This is a genomic window from Pseudomonas koreensis (genome assembly GCF_036668835.1).
Taxonomy (GTDB): Bacteria; Pseudomonadota; Gammaproteobacteria; order Pseudomonadales; family Pseudomonadaceae; genus Aquipseudomonas; species Aquipseudomonas koreensis_I.
Genome location: NZ_JAZEVW010000003.1, coordinates 576,652 through 596,723 on the forward strand (window position 1 = coordinate 576,652; position 20,072 = coordinate 596,723).

Consider the following 20,072-nt stretch of genomic DNA (forward strand, 5'->3'; position numbering starts at 1 on the left):
ACAACATTTGTGCGAACCCAGGCTCTCTTGTGGGAGCTGGCTTGCCAGCGATGGCGTCCTAGAAATCCCCCCAAAGCTGCTGCGCCACCGCCAGCGCCACAACCGGCGCGGTTTCGGTGCGCAGCACGCGCGGGCCGAGGCGGGCGGCGTGGAAACCGTTGCCTTTGGCCTGCTCGACTTCGGCATCGGACAGGCCACCTTCCGGGCCGATCAGGAACGCCAGCGTCGCCGGTCGGGCATGGCTGACCATTGGCTCAGCCACCGGATGCAGAACCAGTTTCAACTCGGCTTCAGTGTGCTTGATCCAGTCCGCCAACAGCACCGGCGGATGAATCACAGGGACTCGCGAGCGCCCGCATTGTTCGCAGGCGCTGATCGCCACCTGGCGCCAGTGCAGCAGGCGTTTGTCGGCGCGTTCATCCTTGAGACGGACTTCGCAGCGGTCGCTGAAGATCGGCGTGATTTCATTCACGCCCAATTCGGTGGCTTTCTGAATCGCCCAGTCCATGCGCTCGCCCCGGGACAAGCCCTGGCCGAGGTGGATGTGCAGCGGCGACTCGACCTGACCCGGCAGTTGTTCATCGATCTGCACGACGACGCGCTTCTTGCCGACCTCAACCAGCGATCCGCGAAACTCATGGCCGGAACCGTCGAACATCTGCACCGCATCGCCCTCGGCCATGCGCAGCACGCGGCTGATGTAATGCGCCTGGGCTTCCGGCAGTTCGTGTTCGCCGGTGCCCAGCGGGGCGTCGATAAAGAAGCGGGACAGTCTCATTTCGGGTCTCTGGAAAGATGTGAATCAGGTGGATTGGTGTCGACTGCATTCGCGAGCAGGCTCGCTCCCACCTTTGAAATGCATTCCCCTGTGGGAGCGAGCCTGCTCGCGAAAGCGGCAGTGCAGGCAGCACAAAGTCTGAATCAGCCCGGATCACGGAAGCCGGGGTGGAAGTCTTTTGGCACCGCCACGCTGACGCTGTCACGCGTGGCGATATCAATGCCTTCACTCGCCACTTCGGCAAGAAAATCGATCTGCTCCGGGGTAATCACATACGGCGGCAGGAAATACACCACACTGCCCAGCGGCCGCAGCAACGCGCCACGCTCCAGTGCATGCTGGAACACCTTCAAGCCACGGCGTTCCTGCCAAGGGTAGGCCTCTTTGCTGGCTTTATCCTTGACCATTTCGATCGCCAGAACCATGCCGGTCTGGCGCACTTCGCAGACGTTCGGGTGATCGACCAGATGCGCGGTCGACGAGGCCATGCGCTTGGCCAGTGCCTGATTGTTCGCGATCACGTTGTCCTGTTCGAAAATATCCAGCGTCGCCAGCGCCGCTGCACAAGCGAGCGGGTTGCCGGTGTAGCTGTGCGAATGCAGGAAGGCGCGCAGGGTCGGGTAATCGTCGTAGAACGCGCTGTAGACGTCGTCGGTAGTCAGGCATGCCGCGAGCGGCAGGTAGCCGCCAGTCAGCGCCTTCGACAGGCAGAGGAAGTCCGGACGGATGCCGGCCTGTTCACAGGCGAACATCGTCCCGGTGCGACCGAAGCCGACAGCGATTTCGTCATGAATCAGGTGCACGCCGTAACGGTCGCAGGCTTCGCGCAGCAGTTTCAGATAAACCGGGTGATACATGCGCATGCCGCCGGCGCCCTGAATCAGCGGCTCGACGATCACCGCCGCAACGCTGTCATGATTTTCCGCCAGAGTTTGTTCCATGGCAGCGAACAGGTTGCGCGAGTGTTCTTCCCAGCTCATGCCGTCGGGGCGCAGATAGCAATCCGGGCTCGGCACCTTGATGGTGTCCATCAGCAGGGCTTTGTAGGTCTCGGTGAACAGCGGCACGTCGCCGACCGCCATCGCCGCCATGGTTTCGCCGTGGTAGCTGTTGGTCAGGGTGACGAAGCGCTTTTTGTTCGGTTGGCCGCGATTGAGCCAGTAGTGGAAGCTCATCTTCAGCGCGACTTCGATGCACGACGAGCCGTTGTCAGCGTAGAACACCCGGTTCAGACCTTCCGGCGTCATCTTCACCAGGCGCTCGGACAGCTCGATCACCGGTTGATGGCTGAAGCCGGCGAGAATCACGTGCTCGAGCTGGTCGACCTGGTCCTTGATGCGCTGGTTGATCCGCGGGTTGGCGTGGCCGAACACGTTGACCCACCACGAGCTGACCGCGTCGAGGTAACGCTTGCCTTCGAAGTCTTCGAGCCAGACGCCTTCGCCGCGCTTGATCGGGATCAGCGGCAATTGTTCGTGGTCTTTCATCTGGGTGCAGGGATGCCACAACACCGCGAGATCGCGTTGCATCCACTGGTTATTCAGGCCCATTTACAGTCTCCTCGAGGCGGCTCGCGACAGGCGCGGGCAAACAATCGCGCAAGCCTATGCAATGCGTCGCGCGGGGACAACCCATTGTGTCGATTGAGCTACTTTGTCTGAGCCGATAGACGTCGCTGGCGGCGTTTTGATGGCTAACGTATTCTTCGCGGTTCTTTGGGTCGTCTGACCCGCCAAACTGCTTTTTCCCACATGTTTTTCCGGAGTTCGCTGAATGTCTGTCGGTTGGCTGCGCGCCTGTGCGCTGGTGATGTTGGGGCTGTTCAGCGTTACAGCGCTGGCCAAGGATAAAACTGCAATCGTGATTGGCGGCGGCCTGTCGGGCTTGACCGCCGCTTACGAGCTGCAAAACAAGGGCTGGCAGGTGACCTTGCTCGAAGCCAAGCCGAGCCTGGGCGGACGCTCGGGCATGGCCACCAGCGAGTGGATCGGCAACGACAAGACCCAGCCGGTGCTGAACAAGTACGTGTCGACCTTCAAGCTCGGCACCACCCCGGCACCGGAATTCGTGCGCACGCCGGGTTACTTGATCGACGGCGACTATTTCTCCGCAACTGACCTGGCGACCAAGCAACCTGCCACTGCCGATGCCTTGAAGCGCTATCAGAAAACCCTCGACGATCTGGCGCGCTCGATCGACGATCCGCAAAACCCGGCGGCGACCAGCACCCTGCACGCGCTGGACCAGATCACCGTGTCGAGCTGGCTCGACAAGCAGAACCTGCCGGCGACGGCGCGTCAGTTGATCAATCAGGACATTCGCACCCATTACGACGAGCCTTCGCGGCTGTCGCTGCTGTACTTCGCCCAGCAGAACCGCGTCTATCGCGGCGTTTCCGACCGTGACCTGCGCGCTTCACGGCTGGTCGGCGGCAGCCAGGTGCTGGCGCAGGCGTTCGTCAAACAGATCAAGACCATCAAGACCAATTCCCCGGTCTCGGCCATCACCCAGGACAAGGACGGCGTCACCGTCAAGGTTGGCGGTGTCGGTTACCAGGCTGACTACGTGGTGCTCGCGGTGCCATTGCGCGCACTGAACAAGATTGCCCTGACGCCGGCGCTGGATGCCCAGCATCTGGCGGCGATCAAAGGCACCAACTACGGCTGGCGCGACCAGATCATGCTGAAGTTCAAGACGCCAGTGTGGGAAAGCAAGGCGCGCATGTCCGGCGAGATCTACAGCAACGCAGGTCTGGGCATGCTCTGGATCGAGCCAGCGCTGAAAGGTGGCGCCAATGTGGTGATCAACCTGTCCGGCGACAATGCCCGCGTGATGCAGGCCTTTGGCGACAAGCAGATGGTCGATCAGGTGCTGATCCGTCTGCACGCGTTTTATCCACAGGCCCGTGGCTCGTTCACCGGTTATGAAATCCGCCGCTACAGCACCGACCCGTCGATGGGCGGCGCCTACCTGGCTTACGGCCCGGGGCAAATCAGCAAGTTCTGGCGTCTGTGGGAACGTCCGCTGCAACGCGTAGCGTTCGCTGGCGAACACACCGACACCTTGTACCCAGGCACCCTGGAAGGTGCACTGCGCACCGGCCAGCGCGCGGCCAGCCAGGTTGAAGATCTGGCGGCAGGCAAGTCGTTTGAACCGGTCAAAGTGGTGCCAGCCGCCGCAGCGGCAGGCGCGGCGGGTGCCGTGGCGGCGAAGAAGGGCAACTTCTTCAGCAACCTGTTCGGTGGCTCGGATGATGAGAAGAAAGCAGAACCGGTGAAGGCTCCAGAACCGGCACCTGCTCCAGTCGCCCCAGCGCCTGCACCGACTCCAGCACCTGCGCCAGCTCCGGTGGAAGCACCGAAGCCAGCTACCCCGGCGAAAGCCGAGCCGGCGAAGAAAGCCGCGGCCAAGCCTGCTGCGAAGAAGCCTGCTGCGAAAACCGAAACGAAAAAGCCCGCGGCCAAAGCGCCAGCAAAAAAGGCTGAACCGGCGAAGAAGCCAGCGGCCAAGCCAGCAGCCACGCCTGCGGCAACCACCGAGACCAAAGCGCAGTAAGGCTTTGCTCCCATGAAAAACGCGGCCCTCGGGTCGCGTTTTTTTTGCCTGGATTTTTATCCTTCGCCGTACGGTCACGCAGCTTACCGGCGTACCGGAGGCTTCCCACAAGACACTCGGAATGAGGGGATGGCGGCTGCCAGACCGACAACTCTATGCTGTGAAAAACCGGAGACTCTGGATGAAAACGCTCACGCTCATGCTTTTACTGATGGCTCTTCCCGGCTGCACCAATGGGCATTTCTTTCCCGGCGGTTACGGTTCTGAACTGGCGCACGAGTGCAAGATTGATCCGTACAGTGCCGATTGCCTGCAACCTCCGGCGGTATTGCATAACTGATACGCCACACGTTTACGGCGGTTAAAAATCCCACTTGAAGAACTCCGTGCCGTTTGGCAGCTTTCTCAACCAGCCGAACAGGCCTGAAGGTCGCATCTGCGGTACATGCTTATCGGCTTCGAATGTTCAGGTCTGCCTACTGTGGGTGTTGCCCGAAGACACAACACCGATCATCCATCCAAGCGCCCCGCGTCGAAATCGCCTTTAATCCTTTCTTAACACCTCTCTTGCAGACTCTTGATCGTATTTCTCGATATTTCAGAGCGAAATTTTCCGCTTTAATTCGATAGATAACTCGCTAGTCTTGGTTCGCAGTTCTCACAGGATTTGGGCAATGCAGCTACGTAACTCTTCTTCGCGCTATGGTTGGGTCAGCATCTTCATGCACTGGGGCGTGGCGCTCGCGGTCTTCGGGCTGTTTGCTCTGGGCTTGTGGATGGTTGGGCTGGATTACTACAGCACCTGGCGCAAAGACGCGCCGGACCTGCACAAGAGTATCGGTCTGGTGTTGCTGGGTGTGATGGTGTTGCGGGTGCTGTGGCGCTTTATCAGTCCACCGCCGTCGACGCTGCAAAGCTACAGCCGCATGACTCGCATTGGCGCTAAATTCGGCCACGGGTTTCTGTACCTCGCGCTGTTCGCTGTGATGATTGCCGGTTACCTGATTTCCACCGCAGACGGTGTCGGGATCCCGGTGTTTGGCCTGTTTGAAGTTCCTGCACTGCTCTCCGGGCTACCGGATCAGGCAGATACCGCTGGGGTGATTCATCTCTGGCTGGCGTGGGCGCTGGTAATTTTCTCCGGCCTTCATGCGTTGGCAGCATTGAAGCACCACTTTATCGATCGTGATGCGACCCTTACCCGAATGCTCGGTCGCAAAGCCTGAAATTCAACCTCGACTCAAAGGAAAAGAAAGCATGTTGAAAAAGACTCTGGCCGCTCTGGCAATCGGTTCTGCACTGCTCTCGGCCCAGGCCATGGCAGCGGATTACAAAATCGACAAGGAAGGTCAGCACGCCTTCGTTGACTGGAAAATCAGCCACCTGGGCTACAGCTTCATCCACGGTACTTTCAAGGATTTCGACGGTACGTTCTCGTGGGATTCGGCCAAGCCTGAAGCCAGCAAGATCGCTGTCGACGTGAAAACCGCCAGCCTGTGGTCGAACCACGCTGAACGTGACAAGCACATCGCCAGCAAAGACTTCCTGGACGTGGGCAAGTTTGCGGATGCCAAGTTTGTCTCCACCGCCGTTAAATCGACCGGCGAAAAGACTGCTGACGTGACCGGCGACCTGACCCTGCACGGCGTGACCAAGCCTGTGACCTTCAAGGCCACGTTCAATGGCGAAGGCAAGGATCCATGGGGCGGCGAGCGTGCTGGCTTCAACGCCAAGACCACCCTGAACCTGAACGATTTCGGGATCAAGGGCCCAGGTCCTACCTCGCAAACTGCGGATCTGGATATCTCGCTGGAAGGCGTGAAAGTTAAATAACTTTCGCTCGCCACACAAAAACGCCCCCGGTCGAAAGGCCGGGGGCGTTTTTTATTGCCCGTCTCATGACTTGAGACCACCGCATATGCACTGTGGGAGCGAGCTTGCTCCGGGCGGCGATCCGACGAATGCGGTGTGTCATTCACCAGAGGTCTCGACTGATCCGACGCTTTCGCGAGCAAGCTCGCTCCCACAGGGGGATTGTGGTGATGCAGGGATTCGCCCCAGCAAAAAAATGCCCCGGCTCTTGCGATTCGGGGCATTTTTTATTGCGGCGTCAACTCAGCGATTGCGGGTCAGCAGTGCTGGTTTTTCGCCACGCGGGCGGCTTGGCAGTTGATCGAGCTGCTCAGGGGTCGGAAAGCGGTCGGCTTTCGATTCCTTGTGCATGATCTTCGGCCCGGTGCTGCGCGGATTTTGCACGGCTGGCTCGCTCCGTGGCTGATCGTCACGGGCTGGACGGCGGTTGCGCGATGACGACGAAGACTCGTCACGACGGCCCTGACCGTCACGCGGTGCACCGTTGCGCGGGCCGCTGCGTTTGGCCGGAGGGGTGCCAGTGCTCGAGCCGTTGCTGTTGCGCGGGCCGTTCTGGCGACCCTGCGACTGGCCGCCGCGTGGTGCGCCGGCACCTGCGCCTTGAGCCGGTGCGCCAGGGCGACGACCACGGCCGCCAGCCGGTGGGGCTTTCGGCACGTAGTCGACGCGGTTACCGAAGTTATCGATATCGTCGTCGAGGAACTCGTCCGGCGCACGATCAGATGCTGCGCGTGGTGGCTGGCTCGGACGCTGTTCGCGGCTCGGCGTCCCTTCACGCGGCTTCTGCTGACGGGCAGGGCGCTCGCCACGTTCGCCGGCGGGTTTTTCCTTGCCCTTGTCCTTGCCCTTGTCTTTACGACCGCCGCCACCGCCGCCGCCATTCGGGCCATCGCCGCGCGGGCCGCGAGGGTTACGCGGATTGCGGATGTCCGGACGCTCACGCACTTCTGGCTTCTCGGCTTCAATGGTGCTCGAATCGAAGCCCATCAGATCGCCGTCGGCGATCTTCTGCTTGGTCATACGCTCGATGCTTTTCAGCAGTTTTTCTTCGTCCGGTGCGACCAGCGAGATCGCTTCGCCCGAACGACCGGCACGGCCCGTGCGGCCGATCCGGTGCACGTAATCTTCATCGACGTTCGGCAGCTCGAAGTTGACCACGTGTGGCAACTGGTCGATGTCCAGACCACGGGCGGCGATGTCAGTGGCAACCAGAATGCGGACCTGGTTGGCCTTGAAATCAGCCAGCGCTTTGGTGCGCGCGTTCTGGCTCTTGTTGCCGTGGATCGCCACAGCCGGCAGGCCATGCTTGTCCAGGTATTCAGCGAGACGGTTGGCGCCGTGCTTGGTGCGGGTGAAAACCAGTACCTGTTCCCACGCGCCAGCGGTGATCAGATGCGCCAGCAAGGCTCGCTTGTGGCTGGCCGGCAGGCGGAATACGCGTTGTTCGATGCGCTCGACCGTGGTGTTCGGCGGCGTCACTTCGATGCGTTCCGGGTTGTGCAGCAGCTTGCCCGCGAGGTCGGTGATGTCCTTGGAGAAGGTTGCCGAGAACAGCAGGTTCTGGCGTTTGGCCGGCAGGCGCGCGAGAACTTTCTTCACGTCGTGCACAAAACCCATGTCGAGCATGCGGTCGGCTTCGTCGAGGACGAGGATTTCAACGTGGGACAGATCAACGCTGCCCTGGCCGCAGAGGTCGAGCAGACGACCCGGGCAGGCGACGAGCACGTCGACACCGCGGGACATGGCCTGAACCTGCGGGTTCATGCCGACGCCGCCAAAGATGCAGGCGCTGACGAATTTCAGGTCACGGGCGTAGATCTTGAAGCTCTCGTGGACCTGGGCCGCGAGTTCGCGGGTCGGGGTCAGGACCAGGACGCGCGGTTGGCGCGGGCCGTGACGCTGGGATTTGTCCGGGTGACCGTTGGGAAACAACCGCTCCAGGATCGGAAGGGCGAAACCGCCGGTTTTACCGGTACCTGTCTGTGCCGCAACCATCAGGTCGCGACCTTGCAACACGGCGGGAATGGCCCGCTGTTGCACCGGAGTAGGCTCGGTATAGCCCGCATCTTCGATGGCGCGGACTAAAGCCTCGGAGAGACCGAGGGAAGCAAAGGACATGAGTAATCCTGTTTTAGTTAGGGCTTGGCCCAATGGGAGTCTTGCCTGGCGCGAATGGCGTTTAAGAGGACGCAATCCCGTCCGGTCCTGCTGCGGTTCCGAAGGCACGTCGGGAGCGCTCGCGCGGGCTGCAAAGCTGCGCTGTAGCGGGTCGGGAGGCCTGTTACGGTTCCGGGCGTCCGGGCGTGAGCCTGGCGGGAACGCCGGAGTATAACAGAGCAATCACCGCGCGCCGCTTTCCTGCTGCTCAACGGTTTTACCGCTCACCGTCGCCGAGTTCAACAAAACACTGCCAACGGGGGCGGCCCCGTAGCGCGCGCTCAGCTCGGCGTAGGCCGGTTCACGCTTGAAACGCTTGAGTTCAGCGCCGAATCGCTGCACCAGCAGATCCATGCCAGCATTGCGCCGAACGGCCAGAAACTGGCTCTGGCGACTAATAACCGTGGGATTTTCGGTGATCAGGCTGCGTATATTCAATTCATCGAGCAAATGCTGACCGACGCGCCGATCGGTAATCAGAAGGTCGATGCGCCCACGCACCAGTTTGCCGAAGTTGGCTTCATGGGTCGGCGCCGGTTCGCGAATAAACTGGTCCGACTGGCTGAAATCTTCGCTGTATAGATAGCCGGGCGAGGTGCCGATGGTCAGGCCTTTGAGTTCTTCGAGACGATTGAACGGGTGCGGCCGGTCATTGGCGTAGAACATCACGAACTCGACATCCGACAGTGGCTCACTCGGATAGAGCAGGGTGCTGTCGCGCTCGGCGCTGTGAAAAATATCCAGCGCGCCGTCAGCCTGACCGGTTTCAAGCATCGACAGGCAGCGCTTCCACGGCAGGAACTGCCATTCGACTTCGATGCCCAGACGCTGGAACACGATGGCCGTGGTTTCGTAGTCGAGGCCGAGCTTCTTGCTGCCGTCTTCATACACGTACGGCGCCCACGGCTCGGTGACAATACGCAGCTTCTCGCCCCGAGCAGCGAAGCTCAGGCAAGCAAATACCAGCACGGCGAACAACTGTGTGATCAAAGGCATGGCTGGAGATTACGACGAGAATCGCGAAAGAGCCAGAAAGCAGCCGCACAAGCTCTGTTTCGCGGCTTCAAACAAAAAAATCGCAGCCCTGACAACCCGACAAAGGCGTTGCCAAACACTGCGATCTCTTGATCCTGCTTGTAGCTTTCAGCTCGAAGCTTGCAGCTGCTTCAGCGCGGTAACTTCAGGTTGTTCCAGATCGCCAGGCTAGGCTCGGCCTGGTTCATGGAATAGAAGTGCAGCCCCGGCGCGCCGCCCTGCAACAGGCGCTCGCACATCTCGCTGACGACTTGCTCGCCAAAGCGCTGAATGCTTTGCGTGTCATCGCCGTAGGCTTCCAGTTGCTTGCGGATCCAGCGCGGAATTTCCGCACCGCAGGCGTCGGAGAAGCGCGCGAGTTTGCTGTAGTTGGTGATCGGCATGATCCCGGGCACGATCGGCAAATCAACACCCTGTGCCTGCAAACGCTCGACGAAGTAGAAGTAGCTGTCGGCGTTGAAGAAGTACTGGGTGATCGCGCTGTCGGCACCGGCACGGGCCTTGCGCACGAAGTTGGCGAGATCGTCTTCATAGTTGCGCGCCTGCGGATGCATCTCCGGGTAGGCGGCGACTTCGATGTGGAAATGGTCGCCGGTCTCTTCACGAATGAATTCGACCAGTTCATTGGCGTGACGCAGCTCACCGCTGGTCATGCCCATGCCGGATGGCAGGTCGCCGCGCAGTGCGACGATGCGCTTGATGCCGGCAGCCTTGTACTCGTTCAGCAGCCCGCGCAGGTCGTCCTTGCTGTCGCCGACGCACGACAGATGCGGTGCGGCCGGTACTTTGACTTCGCTTTCCAGCTGCAGCACGGTGTTGAGCGTGCGGTCACGGGTCGAACCGCCGGCGCCGTAGGTGCAGGAAAAGAAGTCGGGATTGTAAGTGGCCAACTGACGGGCAGTGGCGAGCAGTTTTTCATGCCCAGCATCGGTCTTGGTCGGGAAGAACTCGAAGCTGTAGCGACGGTCTTGAGACATGGAGGGGACCTCCAGCTGCAAGTTGCAAGCTTCAAGCTGCAAGAGGGCGGAGCGCCGAAATCTTGTGCCTGGAGCTTGCAACCAGCGGCTGCGAAATAACGATGAAGAAGCCAGCGACAGCTACAAGCCTCAAGTAAACCACCCGCTTTTACTTGCCGCTTGCAGCTTGTCGCTCGCAGCTGCTTTTAATAGCGGTAGGCGTGCGGCTTGAACGGGCCTTCGACGGTGACGCCGATATAGTCAGCCTGTTGCTTGGTCAGTTGGGTGACCACGCCGCCGAAGCCGCGAACCATTTCCAGGGCCACTTCTTCGTCGAGTTTCTTCGGCAGTACTTCCACGGTCAGACGCTCGGCTTTCTGCGCTGGCGACAGGTCGGCGTATTTCTGGCCGAACAGGAAGATCTGCGCCAGAACCTGGTTGGCGAACGAACCGTCCATGATGCGGCTCGGGTGACCGGTGGCGTTGCCCAGGTTCACCAGACGGCCTTCGGCCAGCAGGATCAGGTAGTCGTCGTTCTGTGGGTCGAAGCTGCCGGCACCGGTGCGGTGAACCTTGTGCACCTGTGGTTTCACTTCTTCCCATGCCCAGTTCTTGCGCATGAAAGCGGTGTCGATTTCGTTGTCGAAGTGACCGATGTTGCAGACCACAGCGCGCTTCTTGAGGGCTTTGAGCATGTTCGCGTCGCAAACATTGACATTACCGGTGGTGGTCACGATCAGGTCGATCTTGCCCAGCAGCGCTTTGTCGATGCTCGCTTCGGAACCGTCGTTGATACCGTCGATGAACGGCGATACCAGTTCGAAACCGTCCATGCACGCTTGCATGGCGCAGATCGGGTCGACTTCGGAAACCTTGACGATCATGCCTTCCTGACGCAGGGACTGGGCCGAGCCCTTGCCCACGTCACCGTAACCGATGACCAGCGCTTGCTTGCCGGACAGCAGGTGGTCGGTGCCACGCTTGATCGCATCGTTGAGGCTGTGACGGCAGCCGTACTTGTTGTCGTTCTTGGACTTGGTCACCGAGTCGTTGACGTTGATGGCCGGGATTTTCAGCTCGCCCTTGGCCAGCATGTCCAGCAGGCGGTGTACGCCGGTGGTGGTTTCTTCGGTCACGCCGTGAACGCGGTCCAGCACCTGCGGGTATTTCTTGTGCAGCAGCTCGGTCAGGTCGCCGCCGTCGTCGAGGATCATGTTGGCGTCCCATGGCTGGCCATCCTTGAGGATGGTCTGCTCCAGGCACCACTCGTACTCTTCTTCAGTTTCGCCTTTCCAGGCGAACACCGGGATACCGGCAGCAGCGATAGCGGCAGCGGCCTGATCCTGGGTGGAGAAAATGTTGCACGATGACCAGCGGACTTCGGCACCCAGGGCAACCAGGGTTTCGATCAGCACGGCGGTCTGAATGGTCATGTGGATGCAGCCAAGGATCTTCGCGCCTTTGAGCGGCTGCTCGCTGGCGTACTTGCGACGCAGGCCCATCAGGGCCGGCATTTCCGACTCGGCGATGATGGTTTCGCGACGGCCCCAGGCGGCCAGGGACATGTCGGCGACTTTGTAATCGGTAAAATCTGCAGGCGTGATAACAGCGCTCATGAAGAGCCTCCATTCGTAATGTATGCGAATGGGCGCCGTTGTGCGTTTAGTGTCCAGCCTGTGGCCGGTCAACGCCCCATCCGAGCCTGACAGGTCGAACCTGCTGCAGCGCCCCTCGGACAGGTGGCGGGAAAACGGCATAGCCGTTTTGAATCGGTGGCGATTATAGCTGTCTTTGAGCTGCAAGTTGCAAGCTGCAAGCGACAAGCTGATCGGCTTTTACTTGCAGCTTGTAGCTTAAAACTTGAAGCTGGGGGCCAATACCCCTAACGCCCAATCGCCTCGATCCAGGAGCCCCCCCCATGAATTTCCACACCCGCAAATGGGTAAAACCCGAAGACCTCAACCCCAACGGCACCCTGTTTGGCGGCAGCCTGCTGCGCTGGATCGACGAAGAAGCGGCGATCTATGCGATCGTCCAGTTGGGCAACCAGCGTGTGGTGACCAAGTACATTTCCGAAATCAACTTCGTCAGCGCCTCGCGCCAGGGCGACATCATCGAACTGGGCATCACCGCCACCGAATTCGGTCGCACCTCGATCACCCTGACGTGCGAGGTGCGCAACAAGATCACCCGCAAGAGCATTCTGACCGTTGAGAAAATGGTCTTTGTGAATCTGGGCGAGGACGGCTTGCCGGCGCCGCATGGGCGGACCGAGATCCGGTATGTGAAAGACCAGTTCAAGGATGACGAGGCCGTTCAGTAGCTTCGGCGGGGCGTCCTTCGCGAGCAGGCTCGCTCCCACAGGTTCAGCGTGATCGCTGTGGGAGCGATGCCGGGACTGCGAAGATTCACCTGGCCACTGAACAGCCATGAAGCGCAACGGTCGTAGCTAAATCGCCCCCCCACGGTTGCCACGCCATGACCACGCCCACCAGCGACAAAACCCCCGACCTCTCGGCCAAAGAGCAGCACGAAGTCGAGAAAAGCCAGCCGCCTCGCGCGGCGGTTCTGCACGAGATCATCCGCACCCAAGGCGATCAGGAACTGGAGCGCAGCATTGCTGCGCTCTGGTGGTCGGCGTTGGCGGCCGGATTGACCATGGGGTTGTCGCTGATGGGCATGGGCCTGCTCAATTCGCGCCTGCCCGACGGTGACGAGTTCAAGGTGATCGCCAGTTTCGGCTACTGCGCAGGTTTCCTCGCGGTGATTCTGGCCCGCCAGCAACTGTTCACCGAAAACACCCTGACTGCGGTGTTGCCGGTAATGACCAAGCCGACGCTGAAGAATTTCCTGCGACTGATCCGTCTGTGGACAGTGGTGCTGGTCGGCAACCTCTGCGGCACCCTTCTGGTCGCCTACGTCATGCTCGAATTGCCGATCTTCGACAGCAAGACTGACCATGCCTTTCTCGAAATCGGCCGCAAAGTCATGGAAAACCACGCCAGCCAGATGTTCGCCAAGGGCATCATTTCCGGCTGGATGATTGCCACCATGGTCTGGATGATCCCGTCCATGGAGAACGCGAAGATGTGGATCATCGTCCTCATCACCTACTTCATGGCATTAGGCGACTTCACCCACATCGTGGTCGGATCGGCGGAAGTGTCGTATCTGGTGTTTGCCGGAGAACTGCCGTGGAGTGATTTCTGGATGGTGTTCGCCGGGCCGACGCTGGCAGGGAATATCATCGGCGGCAGTTTCATCTTCGCGCTGATCAGCCATGCGCAGATTCGCAGCGAAAGCGGTGCGCCGCAGGCTGACAAGCCGAGCCCTGATGAAACAGGCTCGGCAGATAAACGCGCGGTGGGTACCGATCACCGAGGCGGATAGCTTCAGGCTTGCAGCGTCGGCTGATCCGCAGATGGTGCGTCGTCGGGTGCTTTCAGTTGGCCCTCCCATCGGGCGATGACCAACGGCGCCAAGGCATTGCCCAGCACATTGAGAGCGGTGACGGGCATGTCCATCAGGCGATAGACGCCAGCAATGATCGCTACGCCTTCTACCGGCAATCCTGCAGTAGTCAGCGTCGCGGTCAAGATGATGAACATGAAGCCCGGCACCCCTGCGGCCCCTTTGGACGTCAGCACCATGATCAATACCAGCATGGCTTGATCGGCCCAGCCCAGGTCGATGCAGTAAGCCTGGGCGATGAACAGGGTACCCAGCCCTGCAAACAGTGAAGCGCCATCGAGATTGAATGAATAGCCCAAGGGAATGACCATGCTGGTGATTGAGCGCGGCGCGCCATATCGCTGCATTTTTTCAATTAGTTGCGGCATCACCGTGGCGGACGCCGCGCTGCTGTAAGCCAGTATGAGTTCACTGCGGATTTCCCTGAGCAGGTGGAAAAATCCGATGCCGGCGATGCGTGCCACCAGCCCCAGTACGCCGAATGCGAACAGCAATACCGCCAGGTAAGTGATGGCGATCAGCTTGGCCAGCGGCATCAACGCACTGAGACCGAAGCTGGCCACGGTGACTCCGATCAGGCCGAAGATGCCTATCGGCGAATAGTGCATGACCAGATGCGTAACCTTGAACATGGTGTCCGATATGGCTTGCATGACTGCGATCAACGGCGCCCTTTGCTGCTCGGGCAGCATTGACAAGGCGCAGCCGAACATAATGGCGAAAAACAGCACCGACAGCAGTTTGCCCTGGGACATCGCCAGCACGATGTTATCGGGCACGATGTTGACCAGCGTTCGGCCAAGGTTTTGCGTTTCCCCGGCAGTGGCCAAAGCGGATGCCGGTGCTTGCAGGGTGCTGCTGAAATCCGCGCCGGCGCCGGGTTGAAATATGTTACCGACGACCAGCCCGAAGACGATGGCAATACTGGTGATGGTAAAGAAGTAGACCAGCGTCTTGATGCCGACTCGCCCGAGCGCTTTCGTGCTGCCGGCGCCAGCAATGCCGACCACCATGCAGGCAAAGACCAGCGGCACCACGATCATCTTCATCAGCCGGATAAACAGATCTCCGGCCGGCTGCAGCAGGTTGTCGATGAACCATGCCTTGTGCTCCGGAAACTGGTTTAGAAGGATGCCGACGACAATCCCGGCGACCAGCCCGATCATGATGCGGGTGACAAGGCTCGAGGTTTTTTTCTTGCTCATGTTGTGCCCCTTTTTCTTGTGTTTGTTGGTGGGGAAATCAGCGCGCGAAGAGGTTATTGAAGTCCTTGAAGCCTTTGACTTCGATTGGATTACCGCTGGGATCGAGGAAAAACATTGTGCGTTGTTCTCCTGGCTCGCCGGCAAAGCGGATCACGGGTGGAATTTCGAAAAGGGTGCCGAGGCGGATCAGGCGTTCAGCCAGTGCCAGCCACTCCTCCAGCGGCAGGACGACGCCAATGTGCGGCATCAACACCTTGTGCTCGCCTACTTGTCCGGAGCGGGTAGTGGCAAACGGAACGCCCAGATGCAGGGAGATCTGGTTGCCGAAAAAATCGAAGTCGACCCATGTCTCGGTACTGCGGCCCTCGATGCAGCCCAACACATCCCGATAAAAAATCCGCGACTGGTCCAGGTCGCAAACATGGTATGCAGCGTGAAAAGGTCTGTTCATGGGGTAGCCCTGAGTGAAGGAGCACTCAGGTTAAGCAGGCCGTACGGCGAGGCATAACGGCTTCGCCTTGTTCTGAGCGAAAGGAAAACTTATGGACGTACGCTTTCTGAGAAGTCTGGTGGCCGTCATTGAAACCGGCTCGATTGCAGCGGCGGCGCGGCGGGAAAATCGTACGGCGGCGGCAATCAGTCAGCGTGTGCAGACGCTTGAACGCACCCTGGGCTGTACGCTGCTGCTGCGCACGGCCCATGCGGTGCAACCGTCGGATCAATGCCTGATGGTTTTGCCGAAGATCAAAGCAATTATTGAGCTGACGCAGATATTGCAGCATGACCTGCGCCAGGATGGATTAACGGGCGAAGTGAAAGTCGGGGCCATTTCCACCGCCCTGACTGGCGTACTGCCAGACCTGATCGAGCGCCTGACACTGTCGGCACCCAACCTGAAACTCAGGATCACGCCGGGTGACTCGAAAAGCCTTTACGAAAAATTGCTCAATGGTGAGCTGGACGCGGCCATTCTGGTGAGGCCGCCATTTCAGCCGCCGAAGGCCTTGGCCTGCACGGTGCTGAGGATCGAGAAGCTGGTGCTGGTTGCGCCGCCTGCGTGTTTCGGAAAATCGCTCGATACGTTGCTGCGCGAAGGACCTTTGATTCGTTACGACGCGCGTTCCTGGGGCGGTCAGATTGCTCAGCGATATCTTGCTGAACAGGCAATCGAGCCCGAAGTGCTGTGTGAACTGGATGCGCTGGAGACCATCGTGATGCTGGTTGCGCAGGGTATGGGCGTTTCGCTGGTACCGCAATGGTCCGGGACGGCACTGGAAGGGTTGTACGTTTTGCCGGTGGAGGAGGGACACCTTTACTCACGGGAGCTGGTGGTGATGCACGGCTCGGCGCCGCACCGCCCGTTGGCGATGCGGCACCTGCTCGATCTACTCGGCAACCCGCCATGATGAAACTCAATGTGGGCCGCGGCGATGCGTCAGTGCGCAGACTCGCTCGCCACAGACGGCTCGTTACGCGTCGCGTGCTTGACCAGTTTGCCGATGCTCAGGCCCTGAAGAAGGATCGACGAGAGCACCACGATGTAGGTGATGCTCAGCAGCAAATCGCGCTCCGGGCCCAGCGGCAGGGCCAGCGCCAACGCTACCGAGACGCCGCCGCGCAGACCGCCCCAGGTGAGGATGCGGATAGTGCCGGCCGGCACTGAGCGCCAGCGCCGCAGCAGCAGAATCGCCGGGGCCACGGTGAGCAGGCGCGACAGCAGAATCGCCACTGCGAGCAAACCTGCTGCGGCCATGTGCAGCCAGTTGAACGGCAACAGCAGCAGCTCCATGCCGATCAGCGCAAAGAGCAGCGCGTTGAGCATGTCATCGAGCAATTCCCAGAAGCCGTCGAGGTAGCGGCGGGTCATGTCGTTCATCGCCAGGTTACGGCCCAGGTTGCCGATGATCAGCCCGGCAACCACCATCGCAATCGGCGCCGAGACGTGCAGTTCGGTGGACATCGCCGAACCGCCGATCACCAGTGCCAAGGTCAGCATCACGGTGATCTGGTGCTGCTCGACGCTTTTGATCATGCGATAGACCAGGTAACCGATCAGCCCGCCGAACAGCACACCGCCCAGCGCCTCGTGCGCAAACAGCATCGCCGTGGCGCTGATGGTCGGGGTCTCGCCCAGTTGTGCGATGCCCAGCAGCACGGTGAACACCACGACAGCCGTGCCATCGTTGAACAGCGATTCGCCGACGATGGTGGTTTTCAGTGGTTTCGACGCATTGGCGGTGCGCAATACACCGAGCACCGCAATCGGATCGGTCGGTGAGATCAGCGCGCCGAACAACAGGCAGTAAAGGAAACTCACGTGCCAGCCGAACAGGGCAAAAATGTAATAGGCGAGGCTGCCGATCACCGCAGTGGCAATCAATACACCGAAGGTCGCCAGCAGGCCGATGGGCCAGCGGTAGCTGCGCAAGTCATTCAGATTGACGTGCAGGGCGCCGGCGAACAGCAGGAACGACAGCATCCAGTTCATCAACAGATCGCCGAAGTCGATCTGGCCGATCAGTTGCTGCACACGGTCTTCGAGGCCGGGGAAACCGAGCACGCTGAGGCCTTGCAGGATCAGCGAAAACAGCAGGGCGGTGACCATCACGCCAATGGTCGGCGGCAGGCCGATGAAGCGGAAATTGACGAAGGTGAGGAGGGTGGTCAAACAGATAAAAGCGGCGACAAGTTCAAGCATCCGGGGTCCTTTGGATGAAAAGTGAATGGAGCGCGACCGGAGTTTGGACGCAGGGGTTTGATGGGGTGGGTTTGGCTGAGGGCACATTCGTATTCGGCGTCACGCTCAACAGCCCCTCACCCCAGCCCTCTCCCAGAGGGAGAGGGAGCCGACCGAGGTGTCTTGCGTGGAATATCGATCCGAGCGACCGGGTCGATTATGGATTCGACGAGGCTCGTTCAGGTCGGCGTGAGTATCGAACATCCCCCGATCAGTCCCCTCTCCCTGTGGGAGAGGGCTAGGGTGAGGGCTGCTATCTGGCACACCGCAATCACCCAGACACATTGACCCCGGCAGCCCGACGACGTTGCAGATAAATAAACCACAGCGCCGCCAGCACCGTCAGCACACCGACCAGCGCCCCGGTCCACGGCAGGTCCGCCAGATCCGCGCCACTGGCCACCACCAGCCCGCCAATCCACGCCCCGGCCGCATTGCCCAGATTGAAAGCGCTCTGGTTCAGTGTCGAGCCGAGGTTCGGTGCTTCATGGGCCTGATCGATGATCAGCAGTTGCAGAATCGGGCACAGCGCAAAAGCAAAAATCCCCCACAACACCAGCGTGATCGCTGCTGGCACCACTGAGCGACTGGTCTGGCTGAACGCCGCCAGAATCACCACCACGGCCAAAGCCACTCCGACCAGCGACGGCAGCAAACGGCTGTCGGCCAGACGTCCGCCGAGCATGCTGCCCCCCGTCAAACCAACACCGAACAGCAGCAACATCACCGTGACGCCGTGGGGGCTGACGCCGGTGATGTCTTGCAGAATCGGCGCAATGTAAGTGAACACACTGAACAGACTGGTCGAGGCCAGCACGCTCATGCCCAGCGCCAGCAGCACATTGACCTTGCCGAGCACTTTGAATTCGCTGGCAAGGTTGGCCTTGTCCATCGCAATGTGTTTTGGCAACCACAGCCATTGCGCGAGTGCGGCGATCACGCCGATTACCGACACCGCCCAGAACGTCGAGCGCCAACCGGCGTATTGGCCGAGCGCAGTGCCCAGCGGAACGCCGAGTACGTTGGCCAGGGTCAGACCGGTGAACATCATGGCGATAGCCTGGGCGCGCTTGTTCGGCGCGACCAGCCCGGCGGCGACCACCGAACCGATGCCGAAGAACGCACCGTGGCACAGGGCCGTAACTACGCGCGCGGCCATCAGCGTGGCGTAATTTGGCGCCAGGGCGCACAGCACGTTGCCGAGGATGAACATCAACGTCATCCCCAGCAACGTCGCTTTACGCGGCATGTTCGCGGTGCCGATCGCCAGAATTGGTGCGCCGAACACCACGCCCAGCGCATAACCGGTAATCAACAGGCCGGCATGGGGAATGCTCACGGCCAGATCGCGGGCGACATCGGGCAGCAGGCCCATGATCACGAATTCAGTGGTGCCGATGCCGAAGGCGGCAACGGCGAGGGCAAGCAAGGCGAGTGGCATGCGCAAGGTCTCGGTTAATAGTCTTGACGCTTTGATCAGGCATACGCGGGCCGACGACCGATCTCAAGCGAGAGCGGCGCAGGCAGCCATTATTGGTATTTTTCTGTGCGCAACTGAATGCGGCGTGGTCGCGCGCAGTATAAACAGCCATGGACACATCGCGAATCAATAATCTGACTAATTGATTCAACATCCGAGGGGGCGGCAAGCGGGGCGACAGCTCTGGCGGCGTTGCTGCATCCGGGGTGGAATGCCCGCTTGTCAGCTACGCTCTGGTCCTGCGGGTGACGCAGTCGGGCTCAGTGTGATCCGTGTGGTTTGTCGGTATGTGCTACCTCAAGAACCTTTCGGCCGTCGGCGGCTCTTAGCCCTGGGGGCTAGCGATGTCGTTCTGCCTGCCCGCGAACTCCAAAATCAAAAAGGATGGTGTTATGACGGTAGCTCTGTGGTGTGTGTTGATCGCGATTTTCCTGCCGTACGTGTGCACGATCGTGGCGAAGGCGTCTGGCGGTTTCCGGCTGAAGGACAATTACGATCCGCGGGATTTTCTCGACAGCGTCGGCGGTGTGGCGCGACGTGCGCATGCCGCGCAATTGAACAGTTTTGAAGTGACCCCGGCATTTGCCGCCGCGGTGCTCGTTGCGCACCTGGTCGGTACGGCGCAGTTGGTAACGGTCAATGTGCTGGCGGTGCTGTTCATCACCAGTCGCCTGCTCTACATCATTTGCTATCTGGCCGACTGGGCGGCGTTGCGCTCGGTGGTGTGGTTTGTGGGGATGGGCTTGATTGCTTCGTTCTTCTTTGTCTCTGTCTGACTTGTTCGGCGCTACTGATGGCCCCTTCGCGAGCAGGCTCGCTCCCACAT

18 protein-coding genes and 1 riboswitch are annotated in these 20,072 nt (G+C 60.2%); of the genes, 8 read left to right on the forward strand and 10 right to left on the reverse strand.

Annotation, left to right across the window (positions count from 1 at the left end; all coding sequences use genetic code 11):
- Positions 1–58: 58 nt before the first annotated feature.
- The gene (locus tag V6F91_RS11890) at positions 59–778 is read right to left on the reverse strand and encodes a 16S rRNA (uracil(1498)-N(3))-methyltransferase (protein WP_332764568.1); all 720 of its coding nucleotides are present in this window, start codon (positions 776–778) and stop codon (positions 59–61) included.
- 143 nt (positions 779–921) lie between these two features.
- A complete protein-coding gene (locus V6F91_RS11895) occupies positions 922–2,328 on the reverse strand; it encodes an adenosylmethionine--8-amino-7-oxononanoate transaminase (RefSeq protein ID WP_332764570.1) in 1,407 nt (468 codons plus the stop codon).
- A gap of 223 nt (positions 2,329–2,551) precedes the next feature.
- On the opposite strand from V6F91_RS11895, the gene V6F91_RS11900 reads away from it, so the two are divergent.
- From V6F91_RS11900 to V6F91_RS11915, 4 genes are all read left to right on the forward strand, one after another.
- Positions 2,552–4,333 carry a flavin monoamine oxidase family protein gene (locus V6F91_RS11900; RefSeq protein ID WP_332764572.1) on the forward strand — a complete coding sequence of 594 codons (1,782 nt, stop codon included), beginning with the start codon at positions 2,552–2,554 and terminating at the stop codon, positions 4,331–4,333.
- A gap of 181 nt (positions 4,334–4,514) precedes the next feature.
- Positions 4,515–4,673 (forward strand): hypothetical protein, encoded by a 159-nt coding sequence (locus V6F91_RS11905; RefSeq protein WP_332764574.1) that lies wholly within the window; start codon positions 4,515–4,517, stop codon positions 4,671–4,673.
- Between the two features lie 334 nt (positions 4,674–5,007).
- Complete coding sequence (locus V6F91_RS11910) at positions 5,008–5,559, forward strand: cytochrome b (RefSeq protein WP_208939430.1); 552 nt, start codon at positions 5,008–5,010, stop codon at positions 5,557–5,559.
- Between the two features lie 31 nt (positions 5,560–5,590).
- Positions 5,591–6,166 (forward strand): YceI family protein, encoded by a 576-nt coding sequence (locus V6F91_RS11915; RefSeq protein ID WP_008083105.1) that lies wholly within the window; start codon positions 5,591–5,593, stop codon positions 6,164–6,166.
- 282 nt (positions 6,167–6,448) lie between these two features.
- Here the strand turns inward: V6F91_RS11915 and V6F91_RS11920 are convergent, their stop codons facing one another.
- The 4 genes from V6F91_RS11920 to ahcY form a co-directional block, all read right to left on the reverse strand.
- Positions 6,449–8,323: a DEAD/DEAH box helicase gene (locus V6F91_RS11920; RefSeq protein WP_332764580.1), complete on the reverse strand. Its 1,875-nt coding sequence runs from the start codon at positions 8,321–8,323 to the stop codon at positions 6,449–6,451.
- A gap of 222 nt (positions 8,324–8,545) precedes the next feature.
- Positions 8,546–9,358 carry a substrate-binding periplasmic protein gene (locus V6F91_RS11925; protein ID WP_332764582.1) on the reverse strand — a complete coding sequence of 271 codons (813 nt, stop codon included), beginning with the start codon at positions 9,356–9,358 and terminating at the stop codon, positions 8,546–8,548.
- A 170-nt stretch (positions 9,359–9,528) separates the two neighbouring features.
- The gene (gene metF / locus V6F91_RS11930; protein WP_090287084.1) at positions 9,529–10,374 is read right to left on the reverse strand and encodes a methylenetetrahydrofolate reductase [NAD(P)H]; all 846 of its coding nucleotides are present in this window, start codon (positions 10,372–10,374) and stop codon (positions 9,529–9,531) included.
- 185 nt (positions 10,375–10,559) lie between these two features.
- Complete coding sequence (gene ahcY, locus V6F91_RS11935; protein ID WP_203419822.1) at positions 10,560–11,969, reverse strand: adenosylhomocysteinase; 1,410 nt, start codon at positions 11,967–11,969, stop codon at positions 10,560–10,562.
- Positions 11,970–11,992: 23 nt separating this feature from the next.
- A riboswitch (S-adenosyl-L-homocysteine riboswitch) is annotated at positions 11,993–12,092 on the reverse strand.
- A 179-nt stretch (positions 12,093–12,271) separates the two neighbouring features.
- Here ahcY and V6F91_RS11940 point away from each other — a divergent pair.
- Together V6F91_RS11940 and V6F91_RS11945 are read left to right on the forward strand one after the other, a co-directional pair.
- Positions 12,272–12,676: an acyl-CoA thioesterase gene (locus tag V6F91_RS11940; protein WP_042561508.1), complete on the forward strand. Its 405-nt coding sequence runs from the start codon at positions 12,272–12,274 to the stop codon at positions 12,674–12,676.
- 155 nt (positions 12,677–12,831) lie between these two features.
- Positions 12,832–13,743 (forward strand): formate/nitrite transporter family protein, encoded by a 912-nt coding sequence (locus V6F91_RS11945; RefSeq protein ID WP_332764586.1) that lies wholly within the window; start codon positions 12,832–12,834, stop codon positions 13,741–13,743.
- A gap of 2 nt (positions 13,744–13,745) precedes the next feature.
- On the opposite strand, the gene V6F91_RS11950 is transcribed toward V6F91_RS11945, so the two are convergent.
- Together V6F91_RS11950 and V6F91_RS11955 are read right to left on the reverse strand one after the other, a co-directional pair.
- Positions 13,746–14,990: a cation:dicarboxylate symporter family transporter gene (locus V6F91_RS11950; protein WP_423815328.1), complete on the reverse strand. Its 1,245-nt coding sequence runs from the start codon at positions 14,988–14,990 to the stop codon at positions 13,746–13,748.
- Positions 14,991–15,066: 76 nt separating this feature from the next.
- Positions 15,067–15,480, reverse strand: coding sequence for a VOC family protein (locus tag V6F91_RS11955; protein WP_332764590.1), 414 nt, complete (start codon positions 15,478–15,480; stop codon positions 15,067–15,069).
- A 91-nt stretch (positions 15,481–15,571) separates the two neighbouring features.
- Between V6F91_RS11955 and V6F91_RS11960 the strand changes: the two genes are divergently transcribed.
- Positions 15,572–16,435 (forward strand): LysR substrate-binding domain-containing protein, encoded by an 864-nt coding sequence (locus V6F91_RS11960; RefSeq protein ID WP_332764593.1) that lies wholly within the window; start codon positions 15,572–15,574, stop codon positions 16,433–16,435.
- A 29-nt stretch (positions 16,436–16,464) separates the two neighbouring features.
- Here V6F91_RS11960 and V6F91_RS11965 read toward each other — a convergent pair whose 3' ends face one another.
- Positions 16,465–17,727: a sodium:proton antiporter gene (locus tag V6F91_RS11965; RefSeq protein WP_332764595.1), complete on the reverse strand. Its 1,263-nt coding sequence runs from the start codon at positions 17,725–17,727 to the stop codon at positions 16,465–16,467.
- Between the two features lie 310 nt (positions 17,728–18,037).
- The gene (locus V6F91_RS11970) at positions 18,038–19,207 is read right to left on the reverse strand and encodes an MFS transporter (protein WP_332764597.1); all 1,170 of its coding nucleotides are present in this window, start codon (positions 19,205–19,207) and stop codon (positions 18,038–18,040) included.
- 431 nt (positions 19,208–19,638) lie between these two features.
- On the opposite strand from V6F91_RS11970, the gene V6F91_RS11975 reads away from it, so the two are divergent.
- The gene (locus V6F91_RS11975; protein WP_332764599.1) at positions 19,639–20,022 is read left to right on the forward strand and encodes an MAPEG family protein; all 384 of its coding nucleotides are present in this window, start codon (positions 19,639–19,641) and stop codon (positions 20,020–20,022) included.
- Positions 20,023–20,072: the final 50 nt, after the last annotated feature.

Bases quoted from the DNA above. Each gene is read 5' to 3' on its own strand.
- V6F91_RS11890 (WP_332764568.1), bottom strand. From the start codon at position 778: ATGAGACTGTCCCGCTTCTTTATCGACGCCCCGCTGGGCACCGGCGAA.
- V6F91_RS11895 (WP_332764570.1), bottom strand. From the start codon at position 2,328: ATGGGCCTGAATAACCAGTGGATGCAACGCGATCTCGCGGTGTTGTGG.
- V6F91_RS11900 (WP_332764572.1), top strand. From the start codon at position 2,552: ATGTCTGTCGGTTGGCTGCGCGCCTGTGCGCTGGTGATGTTGGGGCTG.
- V6F91_RS11905 (WP_332764574.1), top strand. From the start codon at position 4,515: ATGAAAACGCTCACGCTCATGCTTTTACTGATGGCTCTTCCCGGCTGC.
- V6F91_RS11910 (WP_208939430.1), top strand. From the start codon at position 5,008: ATGCAGCTACGTAACTCTTCTTCGCGCTATGGTTGGGTCAGCATCTTC.
- V6F91_RS11915 (WP_008083105.1), top strand. From the start codon at position 5,591: ATGTTGAAAAAGACTCTGGCCGCTCTGGCAATCGGTTCTGCACTGCTC.
- V6F91_RS11920 (WP_332764580.1), bottom strand. From the start codon at position 8,323: ATGTCCTTTGCTTCCCTCGGTCTCTCCGAGGCTTTAGTCCGCGCCATC.
- V6F91_RS11925 (WP_332764582.1), bottom strand. From the start codon at position 9,358: ATGCCTTTGATCACACAGTTGTTCGCCGTGCTGGTATTTGCTTGCCTG.
- metF (WP_090287084.1), bottom strand. From the start codon at position 10,374: ATGTCTCAAGACCGTCGCTACAGCTTCGAGTTCTTCCCGACCAAGACC.
- ahcY (WP_203419822.1), bottom strand. From the start codon at position 11,969: ATGAGCGCTGTTATCACGCCTGCAGATTTTACCGATTACAAAGTCGCC.
- V6F91_RS11940 (WP_042561508.1), top strand. From the start codon at position 12,272: ATGAATTTCCACACCCGCAAATGGGTAAAACCCGAAGACCTCAACCCC.
- V6F91_RS11945 (WP_332764586.1), top strand. From the start codon at position 12,832: ATGACCACGCCCACCAGCGACAAAACCCCCGACCTCTCGGCCAAAGAG.
- V6F91_RS11950 (WP_423815328.1), bottom strand. From the start codon at position 14,990: ATGATCGGGCTGGTCGCCGGGATTGTCGTCGGCATCCTTCTAAACCAG.
- V6F91_RS11955 (WP_332764590.1), bottom strand. From the start codon at position 15,480: ATGAACAGACCTTTTCACGCTGCATACCATGTTTGCGACCTGGACCAG.
- V6F91_RS11960 (WP_332764593.1), top strand. From the start codon at position 15,572: ATGGACGTACGCTTTCTGAGAAGTCTGGTGGCCGTCATTGAAACCGGC.
- V6F91_RS11965 (WP_332764595.1), bottom strand. From the start codon at position 17,727: ATGCTTGAACTTGTCGCCGCTTTTATCTGTTTGACCACCCTCCTCACC.
- V6F91_RS11970 (WP_332764597.1), bottom strand. From the start codon at position 19,207: ATGCCACTCGCCTTGCTTGCCCTCGCCGTTGCCGCCTTCGGCATCGGC.
- V6F91_RS11975 (WP_332764599.1), top strand. From the start codon at position 19,639: ATGACGGTAGCTCTGTGGTGTGTGTTGATCGCGATTTTCCTGCCGTAC.